The sequence below is a fragment of the Paraburkholderia lebeckiae genome, from assembly GCF_014201005.1.
Lineage (GTDB): Bacteria > Pseudomonadota > Gammaproteobacteria > Burkholderiales > Burkholderiaceae > Paraburkholderia > Paraburkholderia tuberum.
Window position 1 is genome coordinate 40,857 of record NZ_JACHDK010000031.1, and the last position, 20,163, is coordinate 61,019.

Here is a 20,163-nt window from a genome sequence, read left to right on the forward strand (position 1 = left end):
TCGCCCGACCTGCTTTCGATCTATCCCACTAAATGACGTAACGCGACGCGTCATTATTTTAAAAAAGCGAATTGTGTTTGCGTTTATGGATATTAGTCAGACATGGTTTCGGCTGCACAATGACTCCCTAGTGCTGAATTTTCGGCGATAACGGGAGCCAAGGGAACAACATGATCTCGCAGGGAGAGACGACGCTTTACGTCGAAAACATACAGATTCCCGGCTATGCACAGACAATCACGCTACGTAGCTACCGAACCAGGCAAGAAAGTGTGGCACGACCAATCGTGCTGTACTTCCACGGTGGTAGCTTTATCGAAGGCAGTCTGGAGGATGCGAATGTGGCCGCTTCAACGATCGCGAAAGGATCGCGCGCATGGGTCATATCCGTGGGGTATTCGCTGGCTCCCGACTTTCCATTTCCGACGGCGCTCGAAGATGGCTACCTGGCCATACAGTGGGCGGTTAAAAATGCGCGAGCTTACGGGGCGGATATGAGGCGCGTCGCAGTAGGCGGCCACGACGCTGGGGGTAATCTTGCAACGTGCCTCTCTGCCATAGTCCGGGACCGTAAGGAATTCACGCTGTCCGCGCAGGCGTTGCTCGCACCTTTGCTCGATCCAAGTATGACGCTTGTGTCGAATCAAATCACTATTGGCGAGTCAGACGCCAAGGCTCAGGAATGTGCGCATGGGTACCGTTCATATCTCACGCATGTGTCGCAGCGAATGCATCCATACGCAGCGCCAATAGAGTCGAAGCGACTGCGAGATCTTCCACCGGCACTGATTGCAAGCGCTGAAGACGACTTTCTTCATGTGGAAGCGGAGCGATACTCCTGCGAATTGATTGCCGCAGGCGTATCTACGGAGGCTACGCGGTACCAGGATGTGTCGCATAACGGCTTGGCTGCACATCCCGTGGCGCTTTCGGACGTGGTTGCATTCCTTGGTCGGAAGTTGAAGCCGCGTGCCGGGAAAAAGTGACGAAGGACGGGTGAGTGACCGGATCGCGAAATGCTGTTTTCCCAATCAGTGGGCCGGGAGGCAGGACGAGGCGCGGTTGTTAAGCAAGCCTTGAAGTGACTCCGGGCGATGTCGAAGAAAACCTTGAGTGTAGTTGACACCCAATTCACGCAGCATGGTCTCCACCTGCTCGGAGTCAACGCACTCTGCAATGGTCTCCTTACCGGTTATACGAGCGATATCCTGGATACAGCGCACGGTGGCCTGATCGACCTTGTCCTCGTGCAAGTTGCGGACAAACTGGCCGTCAATCTTAAGATAGTTGACTGGAAGCGTTTTCAGATATCCAAAAGAAGAGACACCGCTGCCGAAATCGTCAAGGGCGAATCTGACGCCGTAGCGACTCATGGATTCGAAGAATGCTATCGCCTCGTGGAGGTTCGTAATGGCGGCTGTTTCGGTGACCTCGAAACAAAGTTTCGAGCCGTCAAAGGACATCCGCTCGAATAGCGCCACGATATCCCGATGAAAAACGGCGTCTCCAAGCGAAAGACCGGATAGGTTAATGGATATCGTGCTCACGTGGTCCAACTCGCGGGCGTGACCTGCCATCCAGTCGAGTATCGTTTTAATCACCCAGCGATCCACGCGAGAAATAATCTGGTGCCGCTCAGCAGTTGGGAGGAAGGCTCCGGGCAACGTGAGATCGCCATTTTCCTCGATCATCCTGATCAGGATTTCGCAATGGACGGAAGTATCTTTCGGATCTAGAGCGCGAATCTCTTGCCAGAACAGTTCGAATCGGTTCGCGTCGAGGGCATTCTGTATTCGCTGTATCCAGCGGACATCGGCCTGATGCAGTTCGATTGCTCTATCCGTATGCGCATAAGCGTGGACTCTGTTTCGGCCAGCGGCCTTTGCGGCATAGCAGGCGGACTCGGCGGCCCGAAGGAGGCTGGCTGCGCTGGGCCAATGTTCATTCACAAGTACAAATCCGATGCTCGCACCGACTCTGAATCGTTGGGAGCCATGCTGGAATCGGTAATCACCAATGGCGGTGCATATGCGCTCTGCCCACCTCTTCGCGGACTCTGGACTACAAGCAGAGAGTACAAGTCCGAATTCGTCACCACCGAGTCGAGCAACGACGTCGCCCCGGCGGGTGTACCTAAGAAGAATGCCTGCAATCTGCTTAAGCAATTTATCGCCGGCTTCATGGCCAACGGAGTCGTTCACAACCTTGAACTGATCCAGATCGAGGTACATGACGGCGCTGGCCGTATCAGTGGGGCCACTTGATGCGACCAGTTGTTCAAGCGCGTTCGAAAATTCGCTGCGGTTCAATAGATCCGTTAATGGATCCCTGCATGCCCGATAGCGGAGCTCGGCGTTGAGTCGATATTGTTCCGTTACGTCGTAGAAAACCTGAACACATCCGATCAGTTCACCGCTGGCGTCGTGCATCGGCGATGCCGACTCCCTGATAATTGTTTCGTTGCAGTTTCTTGCAATCAGAACCGCGGCTTCTGGCATCGCCACGGCCCGGTTTTCAGCAAGGCATTTGCTTGCGGAACTTTGTACACGTCGACGCGACTCTACATTGATCATCCGCACAACGTCATCGACCGGCAAGCCTTTTGCTGCTTCATCGGACCAGCCTGTCAGTATGGTTGCGACGGGATTGACGTATTTGATGCGACCTTCGCAGTCAGTTGCGACTACCCCGTTGCAAATTGAATGTAGCGTAACCTGTAATTCTTGATGTTGCTCGAGCAGTTTTAAGCGAAGCTGTTTACTTTCACTTATATCGTGAAGGATGGTTAGCGAATGGGGGGGCGTATCGTTAGTGGCCGGAAGGACGATTGCGGAAAGAAGGACATCGATGATCGTGCCGTCCTTTCGGAGTATTTCATACTCTCGACTTCCCACACCGGCGGAGAACAGATTGGGTATGCCTTGTGACACCGCGAAATCTTTTGATGCCGTGGACAACAGGTTGGCGAAATACGCGCCAATCACTTCCGCCCGATCATAACCTAGCGTGGTTAGCCATAAGTCACTCACGTGGAGGATTCGACCGCTCGAATCGATGGATTGAATCATTGCGGGTGCGGAATCAAGGAAGAGCTGGCGACCGATGTCCTGGCTGAACTGCGGAGTGAATTCCCATTGCTCGGCTTCGTTCATCTCGTTTTCCCCCGACTCGTTGAGTGCGATTTCGCACTTATCGTGATGGCTTTATGTCTCGTCTTCTGGAGACGCTTTGTAGGAGCAGACCTGAAAGTACTGGTGATAAGCGGCGACGATTTCCGCTCCTGAAGGCCGAATGCAGCAAGCTCGTCCTTTGCAAAGATGTTACGTTGAGCAACTCAGCAAATGACGAAATCCGACAGTGACTATTGCATTGACGTCTTTACTTCACTTGGCCTTCATTGCCGCGGCGATGATAGCGTGGGCTACCTGTCGTGGCTGCCCCGGCATGGCTACGTGACTGGTGTTGACGTGGACCACGGTTGCACCAATCTCCGCAGCCATTGCCTCCTGAAGACGAGGATCGATCATGTGGTCTTTGCCCGCGATGACGTAAGTCGACGGCTTGGAATGCCACGCCGCAGTCGAGATTTTGCCGTCGAAGCATCCTGCAAACCACGGACCTTGCGTTGCGGCGATAAGCCTTGATCCGGCTACCGGGAGATCCTGGGAGAAGTCGTGGATGACGGTGTCCGTCTCAAGCGTTAAATATCCAGCGGGATCTTTCTGCAAATGGCTGGCCCACGGCGGTTGCGGTTTGCCCTTCAGGATGTCGTTCACCGACTGTCCATTGTCCGGCACCAATGCCGCGACGTAGACCAGAGCGCTCACTTTTGGGTCATTCCCCGCTTCGGATATCACGACCCCGCCCCAGGAGTGTCCTACGAGCACGACCGGGCCCGTTTGCTGATCGATTGCACGCCTGGCTGCGGCCGCATTGTCGGCCAATGAACTTAAAGGGTTCTGTATGGCGACTACGTGTAAGCCCCGCGCCTCCAGCAAAGGAATGACGCTGTTCCAGCTCGATCCGTCAGCGAACGCTCCATGGACAAGAACGACACTGACTCCATGTAGGTCCCGGATCGTAGGAGTTGCCGATTGTGATGGCATGCTCGACAGAGCCGATGCAGCCAGAATCGCCGTTGCCATAATCTTCTTCAATAGGCCGACCATATTTATGTTCCTCTTTAATTTCGAAGCTGTTCGATGAGTGACGTCCGACAGAGTCAAGTCAGGCTTTGATCGTCATATGCCGAGAAATGCAATTCTTGAGCGACTGGATCCTAGCATCCGCACAAAGAAGGGAAGTATATGAAGCGGCCGCATGGTTGTTCTATTCGAAGCTTAAATCCCGTCAAGAAGCCGCCTATACACTGGCTTGACGGGGAGGATTATCTGGCGAGTCGCTGGATGTGGAGGACGTTGGGTGACAACTGTTTCCGTTGCGTCAGCAATTCGGCATTTGCGACGCAATGATGTGGTATGAACGCTATCGTCATGTCTGGCCGAAGTCGTTTCCTCCGTACGAGTACGCCGCCGGGTGATTGATTGCTTGGGCCCTCGAGGCCAACTAGGCCGAATCCACACACGTCCGTCGAATCTCATCAGTTGTTCAACATTTCTTAACAGGAATGACATGAAAAAATTGACAACAGCGTTTGGCGCACCGGTCGCCGATAACCAGAACATCCAGACTGCAGGGGCCAAAGGTCCGGCTCTTCTGCAGGACGTATGGTTCCTAGAGAAGCTGGCGCATTTCGACCGGGAGGTCATTCCAGAGCGTCGGATGCATGCGAAGGGGTCTGGTGCATTTGATACGTTCACGGTCACACATGACATAACGAAGTACACGAAAGCAAAGATTTTCTCGGAGATCGGAAAGGAGACAGAGATGTTCGTCCGCTTCTCGACCGTGGCGGGAGAGCGCGGTGCGGCCGACGCAGAGCGCGATATCCGAGGATTTGCGATGAAGTTCTATACGGAGCAGGGTAACTGGGATCTGGTCGGAAACAACACACCTGTGTTCTTCTTGCGTGATCCGCTAAAGTTTCCTGATCTAAACCACGCGGTGAAGCGCGATCCGCGAACCGGCATGCGAAGCGCAGAGAGCAACTGGGACTTCTGGACTCAACTGCCTGAGGCTTTACATCAGGTGACAATCGTCATGAGCGACCGCGGCTTGCCAAAGAGCTATCGACATATGCATGGCTTTGGAAGCCATACGTTTAGTTTCATCAATAGCGATCGAGAGCGATATTGGGTGAAGTTCACCTTCAAGACAGCGCAGGGCATCCAGAATCTGGGCGACGCGGAAGCTTCGGAATTGATCGGGCGGGATCGGGAAAGCCATCATCGCGACCTTTACGACGCGATCGAACGAGGCGACTTTCCAAGGTGGAACATGTACGTGCAGATCATGCCGGAGAAAGAGGCGGGCTCGTATCGCATCAATCCGTTCGATTTGACGAAAGTCTGGCCGCGCGCCGACTACCCGCTTATCGAAGTCGGTCATTTCGAATTGAATCAAAATCCGGAGAACCAGTTTGCAGATGTGGAACAAGCCGCTTTTTCACCGGCCAATGTGGTGCCTGGTATCAGTTTTTCACCGGACAAGATGCTTCAGGGCCGGCTCTTTTCCTACGGCGACGCACACCGATACCGCTTGAGTGTCAATCACCACCAGATTCCGGTGAATGCCCCTCGTGGGGCGGTGGCCGTTCATAACTACCATCGCGATGGCCTTATGCGTGTCGACGGAAATGCGGGTGGCCTGCTCGCTTACAATCCGAACTCCCGGGGAGAATGGGAGGAGCAGCCGGATTTCGCAGAACCGCCGCTTCTCGTTGAGGGTGGTGCCGGGCATTGGGATCATCGGGTGGACGACGACTACTATTCACAACCTGGCGAATTGTTCAGACTGATGTCTCCGGCACAGAAACAGGCTCTCTTTGAGAATACCGCCCGATCGATGCATTGTGTGTCGCAGCCCGTGAGAGACCTTCACATCGAGCACTGTACGCACGCGGATCCGGAATATGGAGCCGGGGTCAGGCAAGCTCTTAATGATTTGAGCCCGCTCGAAGTCACCGCCGTTCGTTCAGAGGACGCCGGCACCTGAACCGTTCGATCCAAAGTTCAGAGTGTGCGCCGACCCGGTTCGGCGCACGCCCTGAAATTTTAGAGCGACACTAGTCAATCAGTTTTGCGTTAAGTGTGATTTCCGCATTTCCGGAGAAGAGCTTGGAGACCGGACAACCTTCCTTTGCGGCCTTCGAGATCCGGTCGAACGTCGCTCGATCAATCGAGGGAATTTTTGCCTCAAGATCAAGATGGCATTTTGTGATGGCGAAGCCTTCGCCTACCTTGTCCAGTGTGACCGTCGCTTTGGTGAAGATACTGTTGGCGACGAACGACTCCAAGGTTAGCATCAGTGAGAATGCCATTGTGAAGCAGCCGGCGTGAGCCGCCCCGATCAGCTCCTCAGGATTGGTGCCGGGGCCGCCTTCAAAACGAGACGCAAACCCGTATGGCGCATCTGACAAGACACCGGTTTGTGTCGAAATGCTTCCTTTGCCGGCTTTAATGTCGCCGCTCCACTTCGCTGATGCTGTCTTTTCCATACCTGTTCTCCTAAGAACTTCGCCGCCAGTTGGAGGTACGCACGTCATAGCGGTGTCTGACGTATCGTTGAATTCGACTATTGCGTCTACTTTAGTATCGACCGCTCCGTTGCGTTTAGTGGGTATCGATTCTTGCTTGACTCAAGTCGAGTTCATGTTCCAGTCGACGTAGCACGATGTCATTGATCTTCCCTTCGTTACGCAACGCAATTGCAACATTACGTTCGATCTGGAGCACTTCACGGGAAATGGCATTGAACGCCTTGTGAACTTCTCCGCTGGTTCCCATCGTCCACGACTGTAAAAATAGCAGGCGGTTGTGATGTTGCCGTATCATATCCTGGAGCAGGCGCGTCAGTTCTGGCGTTTTGGGAAGATACTTCTGTCGCTCCTTGAGATGAGCGAGAGACGCATCGATCATGAGACGACGCGCTTCCTGTTCCTCGCGATCGGTCGAGCGGTCTTGCGAGAAACGCAATATGCGTATCAGCCACGGGAGGCTGAGCCCTTGGAGCACCAGTGTTGTGAGGATGGTGCTGAAAGTCAGGAAGATGATGAGGTCGCGCGAAGGAAATGCCGTCCCATCCAGCATGAATTCCGGCAGCGACAGTGCGGCGGCAAGGGATACAACACCTCTCATGCCGGTCCAGCCGACGATGAACAGTGCCTTGATCGATGGAAGTTGTTCTTGTTGACCCAGCAGTCGACGACGGATCACGTACGAAATATACGCGCCAGGGTACGTCCATACGAGTCGCAACACAATCACAAACGCACTGAATCCCGCAGCATAACCCAACAACGCGAGCGCACTATAGTGGTGTAAGGCATCGTGAACTGTCGGTAACTGCAGCCCAATCAGGACGAAGACCACGCCGTTCAGAATGAAGTCGAGTGACTTCCAGACTGCGACCGCCTGCAGACGTACACCGGGAGAAAAAAATTCGGAGCTGTGTCGGCCAAAATATAAGCCGCAGGCGACGACGGCAAGCACTCCGGACGCTCGGACTTCTTCGGCAAGGAAGTACGCTACAAAAGGCGTCACGAGGCTCAAGGTAATTTCGATTGGACCGTCGTCGATAAAGCGCTCGAAGCTCCGAACAAGCCATGCGACTGCGAGTCCAACCGCAATTCCACCTATTGTTAGCCACAGAAAATGTAGACTCTCGTGGGTGACGGTCGGCGTATGTTTGCCAAGAACAAGAGAGATTCCTAGCTCCAGTGCCAATAGGCCGGTTGCATCGTTGACGAGACTTTCGCCCTCGAGAACATGGGTTGCTCTGCCTGAAAGACCGACGCGTCGCGCTATCGAGGTGGCGGCGATCGCGTCAGTAGGAGCGACAATCGCCCCAAGAACAATGCCGGTGCGCCAGTCGAGCGATGGAAACAAAGTGTTACTAGCCAGCGCAACGCCTGCAACGGTAAATACCACAAGACCTGCGGCAAGCATAAGAATGCTGACGGCGTTATATCGGAACTCGCGCCAGGAGGTCTGCCAGGCTGCATGAAAGAGTAGCGGCGGCAAAATGGTCAGAAAGACGATATCGGGGCTCAGCGTGAAGCGCGGTAAGCCGGGCACAACACCGATGATCGTTCCGACAACAACGAGAACGATCGGGTACGCGACGTCGATGCGCCGCGCTATGGTGCCGAACACGACTACAAGTACAAGTAGCAGGAAGAAAACGGTTTCCGTCTGCCGGATGCCGTCGTGTGAAAGAAACTCGGACATAGGTTTCAGCTTCGTGGGAAAGGTGTCGACGTGCGAGCGAGACGGCAGCTTACTTACTGTCACGTATCCTCGCGTCCAGTTTGATCGAGCGACCGCTTGGGATGGGCTAACGGAGTGGGTTTTTGCCAATCGTCTCAAGACGTCGAATCGCAGCTTTCATGCAACCTTAGCTTGAGAAAATCGATGAGCGTCCGCGCGGCAGGCGAATTCCTCTTCTGTCTGGAGCGAAGTATCCAGATAGGAAGCGCCGGCGGTGCGAAATCGTCTAGAACGGAAACGAGGCGGCCTTCGTTGATGGAGGCATCGGCAAGGTATCTGTGAACCATAATTATGCCTGCACCAGCCTCCGCGGCGGCCAGCTGTCCAGCGCTATCGTTGAGTGAAAATTTGAAGTTGGGCGAAATCACCTGTAGCGAGCCATCGTTCGCGAACAGCCAATGAGGGCGACTGGAGTCTTGTACTTCCAGAAAGCCGATGCAGCGGTGGCGCAACAAGTCGGACGGTTTTGACGGCGCGCCCATTGCCGTCAGATAACCCGGCGACGCACAACATACGAAACTTGTTGTTGATGCACGAGTGGCGAGAAGTTGCTGGTCCGTGAGATTGCCTATTCGAACAGCAACAGCGACGTCTTCATCATCAAGGTTCACACGTCGATCTTCAAGCCGAAGTGAGATGCACAGTGTAGGGTGGCGTTGTGAGAACTCTGCAATCAGAGGAACCACTCGGCTTCTGCCGAACGCAGTGGGAGCAGAAACGGAAAGCTGTTCTCGCGTCGCGCTCGAATTACTGGCGATGTCACGCTCCACTTGCGCCAGGTCCTGGAGGATCTCCTTGCATCGGCTGTGGAATTCAAGACCTTCTTTGGTCAATTTGACTGACCTCGTAGTGCGCGCGATCAACCGGGTGCCGAGACGACGCTCAAGACGCGCAATAGCCTTGCTCACTCCAGATGGCGTCATGCCGAGTTCATCGGCGGCTGCACGAAAACCGCCAATCTCGCCAACGCCAATGAACGCATTTAGCGCTACCAGGTCGAATCCAAAGTTCATGGACTATCCGTTACGTTGCATCAAACACATTTCGCAATCTGTGTTCACGATTCGCGAAGCCATTGGACAAGACTTGCAATCCGCGCGAAGTCTGGCTACTCAATCAACCCAGACTATCCGACGTCCCTCATGGAGCTGTCAGTTTCTACTGCGATTTCCTTAGCGGCTCTGCTCTTTTCTTGCCGTCTAGCGCGCTCCGCTTTCCATTCCGGGCTCATGGTCGGCTCCAGGTGTGCGCGTTCGACCGGCACGCCGCAGCGACGGCAAACTGCGTCAAGCCCGACGTCTGTGCCGCAATACTTATGGGTGAAGCGAACCGCGTAGTCCGAACCCTCCGGTTTGGTCCACTTTTCGCCCCATGCGCGGAGTGCGTAAATCATCGGATAGATCGCCCGTCCTTTTTCAGTAAGGCCATAGGCAACAGAACCCTGCCTGGCGACGAAGATGAGACCGTTTTGCTCCAGCGAGTCGAGCCGGGCAAACAGTTCTTGCGTCGGTGTTTCTGTTTGGACCTGGATATCGTCGAATCTGGTTGCGCCGCCGAACAGTTCCCGAAGGATGAGCAGTGTCCACGGATCGCCAACCACTTCAAGTGCCGTCGAAACCGGGCAGACTGTGCCGGTTTCCGTAAGTACACACGTCATGTTCGCCTCTTATCCATATTCTTCGAGGTGGCAGCCAGGGATCGCGCATCAATTGCGCGGGCTGGAACGTCTCTTTATTGGTCGAGTGTGCCGCGCACGTTGAGTTCGGCCAGCGACATCCCTGATCTCTATTGGAACGCGTACTAATCGCTCACGGGCCGTGTACCGCCGCGCCGTTCGCATTCACTGCGTGGCGGCGTTCAGAATAACCCCATGGAAACTATTGTAGCTTCAAATTATGAAGCTTGTGTACGACTTTGTTGCGGAGATATTTATCGGGGACGGAACAGGTCAGATTCGAGAATGCTGTTGGTTTCTGCAAGCAAGAATCACCGCGTGAGGATCTGGGTGAGCTTTGCAACGGCCGGCGACTGAACGCGGAAACATGAGGTGACGTGGAGCAGGCAAAAAAAGGCGATGCAGCCTGAATTTCTCGATCAATCGTGCCCGCGAGAGGACGGAAACCAAGTCAGTCAAACACCAAGCTGACGCATTTTGAGGGTGGCGAAACAGTTTATTCGCCCTTGAATTCGGCGCGCCGTCGTTCACGTTCCTCTGCATAGCGCTGGCTTATCGAGCCCTCAATATCATCGAAGGTGAAGTTCTTACCGCCGTTCGGGGCCTGCCAAAGGTGATCCACAATTTTCTTGGTGCGCTTATGGACCATGGCGACGGCGGGCTCATCGTCTTCCATGTTCCATTTTTGCCCCCAGGAGCGGAGGACCATCAGAACAGGGTCGAGTTCTTTGCCTTTCTCAGTGGTGTGATACTCATAGCGTGGAGGGCGCTCACTGTACTGTTGCTTCTCAATGACGCCATCAGTGATGAGTCGTTTCAGCCGGACATTCAGCAGGTTCGAAGACATCCCGGTTTGCGCTTGCAGTTCGTCAAAGGTGTGCACCCCGAGCGACAATTCACGCAAAATCAGCAGTGTCCAGCGGTCACCCACCACCGCCAGCGCTCGTGCAATTGGACAAACGCTATCGCATACATGGTCCCAGCTCATGATCGCCCTCTCGTAACCAGGCTTCAGTATACCAAAAGAAGGCGGTGTACCTCGCGCCTTCCTCCACCATTATGCGCTGATGATTCGCGGGTTTTCCGGCAGTATTTGAAAAATCCTCTTGTCACTTTTGTTTTTGAAGTTACAATGCAGTTGATTGACGCGCACTCCATCTGACCGGGGGCCCTTCGCTGAAGCTCGGGCGATGGTTGAAAGTGTACAGGCGGAGTGTCAGCCACATCGAACCTGACGGAATGGGGGCGCGTGAAGACGTCGCTCCGGGCGACGGCAGGCGCAAGAGTTCTACTGTTTTCATGGGTGAGTTGGCAGATGCCGTGCAAGCACCGACATAAGGACTGAATATCAGTTCATCAGGTAGGTAAGTTAACAAATCCAATGCTGGATCGCGTCATTCTGATCGAAAGAGTCGGCGCGAATGCCATCCTTGGGGTCTCTCTTCGAATCATTCCAGGATATATATGTCAAGCGAAAAGTATCTGGCCGAGTCTACTGGTCTTCTCATCGTCGATCCCTACAACGACTTCATGACAGAGGGTGGCAAGCTCTACGATGCGATCAAGCCCACGGCAGATGAGTCAGGGATGTTCGACAACTTGCGTCGTATCATTCCCGCAGTGCGCGCGGCCAAGATGCAGATTTTCATTCTGCCGCATCATCGCTCGTGCGAAGGCGACTTCGACGGCTGGCAACATATGACGCCGTTCCAGAAGGGCGGTGTGCCACTGAAGGCTTTTGAAGCAGGTTCGTGGGGTGGCGAGTTCAACCCTGAGTTCGGTCCGAAAAAGGGTGACGTGGTGATTCACGAGCACTGGGCTCAAAGCGGCTTCGCGAACACGGATCTCGATGCGCAATTGAAACAGCACGGCATCCGCAAGATCATTCTTGTCGGTGTTATCGCCAATAGCTGTATTGAGTCGACGGCGCGCTGGGGCATGGAACTCGGCTATCACGTGACGATGGTCCGCGATGCCGCGGCGGCCTTCTCTGCTGAAGGGATGCATGCCGCGTTCAATGTCAACGCCCCGATGTTCGCGCACGCGGTACGAACCACTGACGAGCTGTTGGGGTTGTTCCCCGAAAGCGTCCCAGCCTGAAGATAGCAAACCACTCTGTCGCTATCGTTGAGTCTCCCATCGACGATAGCGAGAAAAAGCCAATCTTTCACGGTCATCAGCATTGCCCCAAACAGGACTTCCGCAGGGTGTCAAACACGCTGGTTCGACGTGCCAGAGCCTCGCTGACCGCATGACGGCGCACGCGATAGAGTTTGTGAATAAAGGCCTGACTGAGCGCACTACTAAGTAGCCAATCCGGAGCTCGGCTTATGCAAGCATCGCTGCTGCGATGCAGCTGCGCTTGTGCGTACTTGGTGGACGCCTGGTCGTTAAAGCGAGACGGAAGCATAGGTATGAGTGAAGACATTTCGACTACGGGCAAGTGGCAGTTCAGGCCAGAGCTAATCTGGCGCCTGCTCGTGTTCGTTGTTGCAATCCTGATCGTGGTTGTCGTGACCACGCGTTGGACTTTCTGGGAAGGACGCGCAGGTTCGCAGGACACGGATGATGCTTATCTGCAGGCCGACGTGACTCCAATTGCTGCGAAGGTTTCAGGCTACATCCGTGATGTTCCGATCCAGGACTACCAGCACGTCACAAAAGGTCAACTGATTGCCCAGGTTGTGGATGACGACTATCAGGCGGCCGTCGCGCAAGCGGACGCGAGCCTAGCCGGAGCAGTCGCGCAGTCGGAGGCACTGCGCGCGCAACAGCAGTTGCAACGGGCGAATGTCGAAGCGGCGAATGCCGCAGTCGACGTATTGTCCGCCAATCTCGTGCAGAACGATCGGGATGTCGCCAGACAGCAGAAGCTTCTTGAGGGCGGATCATCATCGACCGAGGCGGCGGAAAAATTGCGCACAACGCAGGCCCAGTTGACGGCACAACTGAAGCAATCCCGCGCGCAAGCGACCGCTGCGGCACGGCAACTTGATGTGCTGGGAGCACAAATCAAGCAGGCCGACGCGACCATCGCGGCCCAGCAAGCTAACGCGCGTATCGCCCACATCAACCTCGGATATACGCGAATTGTCGCACCGCGTGACGGTGTGCTCGGCCAGCGTCAGATCTTGCCTGGCCAATACGTTGCAGTGGGCGCGCAAGTTGTTTCAGTAACACCTCTTCCGCACGTTTGGGTCATTGCAAACTACAAGGAAACACAGCTCGGACATATGGCGATCGGAAACAGAGCCGAACTTAGTGTGGATACGTTTCCTGACCGCAAGCTGAGCGGACACGTAGTGGCATTCTCCCCGGCGTCAGGTTCGCAATTTTCGCTGTTACCGCCCGATAACGCCACCGGCAATTTTACAAAAGTGGTTCAGCGAATCGCCGTGAAGATCGAGATCGACAATGCCGACGGACTCGCGGGAAGGTTGCGCCCGGGCATGTCCGTGATAGCGCGGGTCGAGGCGTCTGACAGCAAGCAGTAGAGGGAGAAAACCATGTCAGACCAGGTTCTGGACAAGTTGGCGGAAAAAGTGCCGGCAAGTCAAATGGCCGGCGTCCCTTGGATGGGGCTGTTTGGCGTATTGCTGGCAACCTTCATCTCCACACTGAACGGCCGCCTATCCACCTTTGGGCTGAACGACATTCGTGGCGCCATGCACATCGGATTCGACGAGGGAGCATGGATTTCGACGTCTCAAACCGTTGCTCAGATGGTCATCGCACCGATCGCCATCTGGCTTGGTGGCATGTATGGGCCACGCAAGGTGTTGCTGTCTGCCGCCATTGCATTCGCGATATTTTCGTTTCTCAAGCCCTTCTCGCCGAATCTCGACTCCTTGCTTATCCTTCAGTTCGCCGGAGGGATCTCCTCCGGGTTTTTTGTGCCGTTGACGGTCGGATATATCCTGAAGAATGTGCCGCCTCGATACTGGGCATATGGGATCGCCCTGTACGCGCTCAACCTTGAATTCTCGCTGAACATATCTGCTTCTCTCGAAGGGTGGTATGTAGACAACCTCTCCTGGCACTGGATTTTCTGGCAGAACGTGCCGCTCGCCGCTGGAATGGCTTTGTTTCTACATCTTGGCATCAAGGCCGATCCGGTCAGCCCGGGCATCGCGCACGCTGACTACTTCGGGATGGCCTCGAGCGGGATCGGCCTCGGACTCATCTATGCAGCGCTTGACCAGGGCGATCGACTTGACTGGTTAGGTTCTGGGCTCATCTGCGGACTGCTTCTGGCCGGTGGGCTGCTCATAGTTGCTTTCTTTGTTCACCAATTCCGCACACCACGTCCATTCATCGATATGAAAGTCGCGGTTACAGCGCCGCTTCCCCGGATAGTTTTTCTAACCACATTTCTCCGCGTCACCGGCCTCTCGACGTCTATTGTGATTCCGCAATTCCTGGCCGTAGTTCGCGGGTTTCGGGCGTTGGAGGCTGGCCAGACGTTAATCTGGCTGGCTCTGCCACAGTTGCTCGTGTGTGTGCTGGCTGGCTTCGCGCTCCGACGCATGGACGCGCGCCTAGTTGCGTCAATCGGATTCGTATCGATTTGTCTGGCCTGTCTCATGGTCGCATACGGATTGACGCCGTTTTGGGGATGGCCCGATTTTCTCGGTTCGCAATTGCTGCAAGCGCTCGGCCAAACGTTCGCGCTGACTGGCGTGCTTTTCTTCGCGGTTCTCAATCTTCGTCCCCAAGACGCGCTGACGTTCGGCGCGATGGCGCAGGTGGCACGACTGATGGGCGGGGAAATTGGTCAGGCATTCATCACGACGTTTATTCGGCAGCATGGCCAAACGGCATCCAACCTCATGGGGCAGCACGTGCAGTCAGGAAGTGGCTCCGCGTTGACGAGACTCGGAGCCTATGCCAATAGCACGATCGCTCACAGTGGAAATCCTGCGAGCGCGGCCGCGCGAGCATTTGGAATCTTGAACGGGGTCGTTCATCGTATGGCGACAACTCAAGCGATTATTGATTCGCTAGCGTTCATTTCGGTACTGACAGCCATCGCATTGCTATTGCTCGTGACCTGCAAGTCCGCGCCGATTGGTCCGGCCTCCCCAAAGCCAATCTGGTCGGCGCGAGAGACGAAATAAGTTCAATGACAGCCATACGTACTCATCTGCTCATCGCCGCTTCAGTTACTGCTCTTGTTGCGTGCGCTGTCGGACCGGATTACCGACGGCCGACTTTGCCAGCTGGCGCGGACGCGCCCATGGTATCCATCAACAAGGAGGCGGAGGCATCGATTGCCGTTCCTGACGATTGGTGGCGTCTATATCAGGATCCGAAACTCAACGATTTGCTGGAAGAGGCCTTCAAGGCCAACTACGACCTCAAGGCCGCGGAAGCGAACCTGTCGGCTTCCCGTGCTGTTCTTGATGCTTCACGCGCTGGTCTTTATCCGAGTACCAATGCGAATGTCGGCGCCATTCGAGGCCGCAACGCAACGACGGATCAGATACTTGAGGTCGGCGGGCACGAGCCGAAAACGACATGGTCTTACGACGCGATCCTCGACGTATCGTACGAAATCGATCTGTTCGGACACGTGCGACGGTCGATTGAAGCATCGCAAGCGGATGCTCAGGGTGTACAGGCAGCCCGCGACGCGGTGAAGATAACAGTTGCGGCGGAGACGGCTCGGGCCTACGGTCAGATCTGTTCGCTCGGCGAGGAGATCGAGGTCGCACAGCACTCGGTCGACGTCGTTACACATGAGGCGGACATAGTCCATCGGCGAATGCTGGCGGGAGGCGGTTCGGAATTTGAGTTTGTTCGCGCGTCGGGTCTGATAGCGCAAGTGCGTGCGACAGTTGCACCTTTGGAAGGGCAGCGCGATGCAGCTCTTTTTCAGCTTGCTGCGCTGCTTGGACGCACTCCAGCTAATGCGCCGGTCGAGACGCTGCAATGTCATTCGCCGCCGCGTCTGTCGAAGCTGATTCCCGTGGGTGATGGAGTTGGCTTGTTGCGTCGAAGGCCAGATATTCGCCAGGCGGAACGAAGGGTGGCCGGGGACACCGCTCGTGTCGGCGTCGCCACGGCCGATCTGTACCCTCGAATAAGCCTGCTCGGTTCTGTGGGAGGAGTGGGCGGGCAACTGAGCGCATTGACCGCCGCAAGAGGGCTGACCTGGGGGCTCGGACCAAGCATAAGTTGGACGTTCCCCAATCAGATTCTGTCTCGGGCGCGGGTAAAACAGGCCGGCGCGCTCGCGGACCAGTCCCTCGCAAACTTCGATTCGACTGTACTGCAAGCGTTGAAGGAGACTGAACAGGCCCTTGCTACCTACAATGCGGAATTGATCCAGAGGGAATCGTTGAACGACGCGCAACGTCTGGCGCATCGAGAATTTTCCCTTGCGAAAGAGCAATTCTCGTATGGTGCTATCAGCAGCCTCGACATGTTGACGTCGGAACAATCGATGGTTGCTTCAGACGCTGCGGTGGCTGCTTCAGATGCCAGAACGCTGCAGGCGCAAATTCAGCTCTTCAAATCGCTAGGTGGTGGATGGTAATGGCGGACGTGCGAAGCTTCTGCGGGACCGATGAAGCACCATCCCGCATTCGCGGACTGGACGATCAATCTGGTAATTGTGAATGTATGGGAGGCGATTCACTTCGAGGCGGAGCGTGCCTTTTGCGTTGGTATTCCAGTGGCGTATTCAACCACTGCCTGATTGCCCTGTTCATTCTTCGCAGCTTTCGCGGGCGAATCAGCAAGCCGGTCATGAAGTCGCGTTTTTTTCTTCACTGGATGGGTGTCTACGTTAGCCCGAGCAGGATTCGTCATGGCTTCTCCGGTTGATTGTGGTGTCTGTTGAGCACCGGCCGCGTTTGCCCAAATTGCAATGACGGCCAACATCGTTACTCGTGCGCCTATGGCGATCTGAAAATTCATCACTGTTCTCCAGTTAGCAAGGGCCGAAACGTCATTTCGTCCGGCATGGATGAAGAGTAGCAGCTGTATATGACCGATCAGATATGCAAATTATCAATAGAGAAATGCGAATAACTGAACAGTCGATTTGACTAGCGCTAGACCAAATCCGCGTATGGTTTGAAACAACAGGCGTGGAACGCATGAGCACCTTTTCAGGTAGCGTCGACTGACGTTATCTAAACATCTGGAGTAGAGTGAGTCGAAATGCAAATTCCTACAGCGCTGGTAGTTGGGGTTGGTGCGGAGCACGGTTTGGGCGCCGCTCTTTGTCGAAAATTTTCATCGCAGGGATATCACGTGTTCGTTGCCGGCAGAGCGGTGGAGAAAATCGAGCGTGTCGCGGAGGGAATCAGATTGAGAGGGGGGAGGGCGCAGGCGGTGCTGACCGATGCAACCGAAGAGAGTAGCGTGATCGGGCTTTTTGAGGCTGCGTTCTCGGAGCATGGCAATTTGCAGAAGCCTGACCTTGTTGTGTTTAATGCGGGAAATAACCGCAAAACAAGTCTGCTCGATATGACGGCCGAAGTGTTCGAAGAGTTTTGGCGTGGTGGTTGTTACGCGGGCTTCCTTGTCGGTAGGGAGGCCGCGCGGCGGATGCTGCCATTCGGGCGAGGCACGATTATTTTCACCGGCGCATCAGCCAGTTTGAGAGGCAAACCTGGTTTCGCTCATTTCGCGGCGTCTAAGGCGGGGCTGCGTATGATTAGTCAAAGTATGGCGCGCGAGTTTGGTCCAAAAGGATTGCACGTCGCGCATGTCGTCATCGACGGCGGGATAAACGGCGAACGATTGCAAGCCGGAGCGCCAGCCCGGTTTGAGGCGGCCGGCCCCGATGGCTTGCTGGGCATTGATGCTATTGCCGATACGTACTGGCACATACATCGGCAAGACCATACGGCCTGGACGCAAGAGGTTGACTTGCGACCGTATCGAGAGGACTTTTGAGGGGGGCGGCCATGGCAGCGATCCCTATACTTGCGCCATTCCTCCATCCACCTGAAGGTCAATGCCGGCGATAAAGCTACTTTCATCGGAAGCAAGAAACAGCGCAGCCGAAGCAACTTCCTCCGGTTTGCCCATTCTCCCCAGAGGAATCAGGCTCGAAAAGTTGGCGCGGATCTTGTCTGCAAGTTCAGGCGTGTCCGCGCGCGCGTCGATCAAAGCGGTGTCGATTGGACCAGGGCTAATCGTGTTGAATCGTATTCCCCGGCCCGTCAGTTCTTTGGTCCATGTACGAGCAAACGATCGCACCGCCGCCTTCGTCGCACTGTAAGTGCTATATCCCGGAATGCCCTTTTGTGAAGTCACAGAAGAGATCAATATGACTGAGCTCCCGCTCGACAGTAGCGGAAGCGCTTTCTGGACGGTGAAAAACAGTCCCCGTGCGTTAATTCCGAAGACATTGTCGAAGTGCTCTGGACCCGCTTCGGCTAGTGGAGTCGGACTCATGATTCCAGCGGCAGCCACAACGATGTCAATACGTCCCTTCTCGGCTTGAATCTGCCCAAACAAAGCATCGAGATCGGCAACGTTAGAAACATCGGCCTGCCTGGCTCGAACATTCTCGCCCAGCTCCATAGCGACTCGTTCGAGTTCCGGAAGCCGTCGTCCGACTGCATAGACGAACGCTCCTTCCTGAGCGATACGGCGTACCGTGGCGCGCCCAATCCCGCTGCCTCCGCCCGCGACGACCGCGACCTTTCCGTCTAGTTTTCCCATCGTTTTCCTCCGAGTGTCAATCTACAAAGCACAACGCTTCGTTAGTCAACAGATCATACGGCGTTAAATTGCCCATTTGGTTTGTGCTTGATGAAGACATATTTCGAGATTGCTGAATAATCGAAGGAGCGCCGGATCAAGTGGAGAAAAATTGGATCGCTGCTGGCGGAGATTTCAAATTTCAGGAATTCTCTATACGACGCAAAGCAGATTCAAGAATAACTTCGTCTACATTTGCGGGCGTCACAGCGGTGCGCGCGCTCGGCCGATAGACGGCATCTCCGCGCGCTACCGTTGCCCCGGTAAGGTTGCATATCCCTTTGCGACGCGCGGCACAACGCGACCATGTCTGCTCACAATAGCGGCCAACCGTTGGGTTGCACCAGTCAAGTGAGACGGACTTTTCACTAAGTCGCTCCACGAAATTAACAGATGTTCCAAATACACTGTCTGCGACATCACAGGTGAGCGGTCGCACTGTACTGATGCTTCGAGACGGGAAACCGACTTGCCGCTGGTGAAGATTGGGATTTTTGTGCGCGTCCAATCCAGATCGATTGAGTTTGTTCAGATGATCTACCAGCACTGACCACGTGGCGCTATGTTCACCACTATCCAACGTGGCGAAATCGTCGTCTTCGCTCGGAATCGGCAGAACTGTGTACGGATAGTCGGTGGTGCTTCGGGATATGGTGGATCTTGTTGGTCGTTTCCGTGAGGGCCGCGGCGCAAGGGGAAGCGTTCTTCCGTTCGACTCTGGATTAAGGTTTGACAGCGCGATCGATGACGCTTCGGAATCTTTACTAGCAGACATGGCCGGCATCACACGATAGGAAATAGACGAAGGCACGCTTCTTACTCCAATAGACGCGGGTGTCTTGCCTCGAAACCAAATGGTTAGAACAGGCATTCGCCCATTGAGATTCTTGTGCTACTGGCGCAGTGGAGCCGGTCTGTCGCATTCGAATGGAGGACGGAGAATGCGACAGACCGGGCCTGACCGGGAACAAGATCGAGGAGTTCAGTCTACCTCGGGCGAAGTGGTGGATAAATTGACAGCGTCTGAATTTAGAATTTGCGATTGATGAACAGTCACTGCCCTATGGATACGCTGCTTTAGCTAATACGAAACAAGCCTGACAACCGATACATGATCGGGAATCTGTTTCTATCCCTACCTATCCGGCCCGATAGTCCTTCGTTTGTTATACCAAACATGATCAATCTGTCGCCTGACAAGCGGGAAGTCGGGACGATTCGTCAATTCGTCCACGACTTCGATGCATCCGTTTGCCTGGCCACGCCTTAAAGCAACTCAAGGAGTCGGCGCGCGTCAAGCAGGTTGTCGCCTCACTCATGCAGCCAGAGGCTGTTTATTTGCGCCGATCGACGCCATCTCAACGACTGAGTCACGTTCGG

At 55.0% G+C, this 20,163-nt stretch carries 17 protein-coding genes; 7 read left to right on the forward strand and 10 right to left on the reverse strand.

What is annotated here, in order from left to right; genetic code table 11:
• Positions 1–170: 170 nt before the first annotated feature.
• Complete coding sequence (locus HDG39_RS31680; RefSeq protein WP_184011793.1) at positions 171–986, forward strand: alpha/beta hydrolase; 816 nt, start codon at positions 171–173, stop codon at positions 984–986.
• A 45-nt stretch (positions 987–1,031) separates the two neighbouring features.
• Here the strand turns inward: HDG39_RS31680 and HDG39_RS31685 are convergent, their stop codons facing one another.
• Positions 1,032–3,152, reverse strand: a complete 2,121-nt coding sequence (locus HDG39_RS31685) for an EAL domain-containing protein (RefSeq protein WP_184011795.1) — start codon at positions 3,150–3,152, stop codon at positions 1,032–1,034.
• A 231-nt stretch (positions 3,153–3,383) separates the two neighbouring features.
• Positions 3,384–4,169: an alpha/beta hydrolase gene (locus HDG39_RS31690; protein WP_184011797.1), complete on the reverse strand. Its 786-nt coding sequence runs from the start codon at positions 4,167–4,169 to the stop codon at positions 3,384–3,386.
• A 463-nt stretch (positions 4,170–4,632) separates the two neighbouring features.
• Between HDG39_RS31690 and HDG39_RS31695 the strand changes: the two genes are divergently transcribed.
• On the forward strand, positions 4,633–6,114 hold the full coding sequence (locus tag HDG39_RS31695) for a catalase (RefSeq protein WP_184011799.1): 1,482 nt from the start codon (positions 4,633–4,635) through the stop codon (positions 6,112–6,114).
• A 70-nt stretch (positions 6,115–6,184) separates the two neighbouring features.
• On the opposite strand, the gene HDG39_RS31700 is transcribed toward HDG39_RS31695, so the two are convergent.
• From HDG39_RS31700 to HDG39_RS31720, 5 genes are all read right to left on the reverse strand, one after another.
• Positions 6,185–6,616, reverse strand: coding sequence for an OsmC family protein (locus tag HDG39_RS31700; RefSeq protein ID WP_184011801.1), 432 nt, complete (start codon positions 6,614–6,616; stop codon positions 6,185–6,187).
• Positions 6,617–6,731: 115 nt separating this feature from the next.
• Positions 6,732–8,348 carry a Na+/H+ antiporter gene (locus HDG39_RS31705; protein ID WP_184011803.1) on the reverse strand — a complete coding sequence of 539 codons (1,617 nt, stop codon included), beginning with the start codon at positions 8,346–8,348 and terminating at the stop codon, positions 6,732–6,734.
• Positions 8,349–8,482: 134 nt separating this feature from the next.
• Positions 8,483–9,400: a LysR family transcriptional regulator gene (locus HDG39_RS31710; RefSeq protein WP_184011805.1), complete on the reverse strand. Its 918-nt coding sequence runs from the start codon at positions 9,398–9,400 to the stop codon at positions 8,483–8,485.
• A gap of 113 nt (positions 9,401–9,513) precedes the next feature.
• Positions 9,514–10,044 carry a winged helix-turn-helix transcriptional regulator gene (locus tag HDG39_RS31715; RefSeq protein WP_184011807.1) on the reverse strand — a complete coding sequence of 177 codons (531 nt, stop codon included), beginning with the start codon at positions 10,042–10,044 and terminating at the stop codon, positions 9,514–9,516.
• A gap of 514 nt (positions 10,045–10,558) precedes the next feature.
• Positions 10,559–11,050 carry a winged helix-turn-helix transcriptional regulator gene (locus HDG39_RS31720; protein WP_184011809.1) on the reverse strand — a complete coding sequence of 164 codons (492 nt, stop codon included), beginning with the start codon at positions 11,048–11,050 and terminating at the stop codon, positions 10,559–10,561.
• 476 nt (positions 11,051–11,526) lie between these two features.
• On the opposite strand from HDG39_RS31720, the gene HDG39_RS31725 reads away from it, so the two are divergent.
• From HDG39_RS31725 to HDG39_RS31740, 4 genes are all read left to right on the forward strand, one after another.
• Positions 11,527–12,162, forward strand: a complete 636-nt coding sequence (locus HDG39_RS31725) for a cysteine hydrolase family protein (protein ID WP_184011811.1) — start codon at positions 11,527–11,529, stop codon at positions 12,160–12,162.
• A 314-nt stretch (positions 12,163–12,476) separates the two neighbouring features.
• The gene (locus HDG39_RS31730) at positions 12,477–13,556 is read left to right on the forward strand and encodes an HlyD family secretion protein (RefSeq protein WP_184011813.1); all 1,080 of its coding nucleotides are present in this window, start codon (positions 12,477–12,479) and stop codon (positions 13,554–13,556) included.
• 12 nt (positions 13,557–13,568) lie between these two features.
• Positions 13,569–15,179: an MFS transporter gene (locus tag HDG39_RS31735; protein WP_184011815.1), complete on the forward strand. Its 1,611-nt coding sequence runs from the start codon at positions 13,569–13,571 to the stop codon at positions 15,177–15,179.
• A gap of 5 nt (positions 15,180–15,184) precedes the next feature.
• A complete protein-coding gene (locus HDG39_RS31740; protein WP_184011817.1) occupies positions 15,185–16,600 on the forward strand; it encodes an efflux transporter outer membrane subunit in 1,416 nt (471 codons plus the stop codon).
• Between the two features lie 98 nt (positions 16,601–16,698).
• On the opposite strand, the gene HDG39_RS31745 is transcribed toward HDG39_RS31740, so the two are convergent.
• A complete protein-coding gene (locus HDG39_RS31745) occupies positions 16,699–16,983 on the reverse strand; it encodes a hypothetical protein (protein ID WP_184011819.1) in 285 nt (94 codons plus the stop codon).
• A 246-nt stretch (positions 16,984–17,229) separates the two neighbouring features.
• Here HDG39_RS31745 and HDG39_RS31750 point away from each other — a divergent pair, with 246 nt between their 5' ends.
• Entirely contained in the window at positions 17,230–17,970 is a 741-nt protein-coding gene (locus HDG39_RS31750) for an SDR family NAD(P)-dependent oxidoreductase (RefSeq protein ID WP_184011821.1), read from the forward strand.
• A gap of 24 nt (positions 17,971–17,994) precedes the next feature.
• Here the strand turns inward: HDG39_RS31750 and HDG39_RS31755 are convergent, their stop codons facing one another.
• Together HDG39_RS31755 and HDG39_RS35975 are read right to left on the reverse strand one after the other, a co-directional pair.
• Positions 17,995–18,744: an SDR family NAD(P)-dependent oxidoreductase gene (locus tag HDG39_RS31755; protein ID WP_184011822.1), complete on the reverse strand. Its 750-nt coding sequence runs from the start codon at positions 18,742–18,744 to the stop codon at positions 17,995–17,997.
• Between the two features lie 181 nt (positions 18,745–18,925).
• Complete coding sequence (locus HDG39_RS35975; RefSeq protein WP_409339023.1) at positions 18,926–19,654, reverse strand: DUF3331 domain-containing protein; 729 nt, start codon at positions 19,652–19,654, stop codon at positions 18,926–18,928.
• Positions 19,655–20,163: the final 509 nt, after the last annotated feature.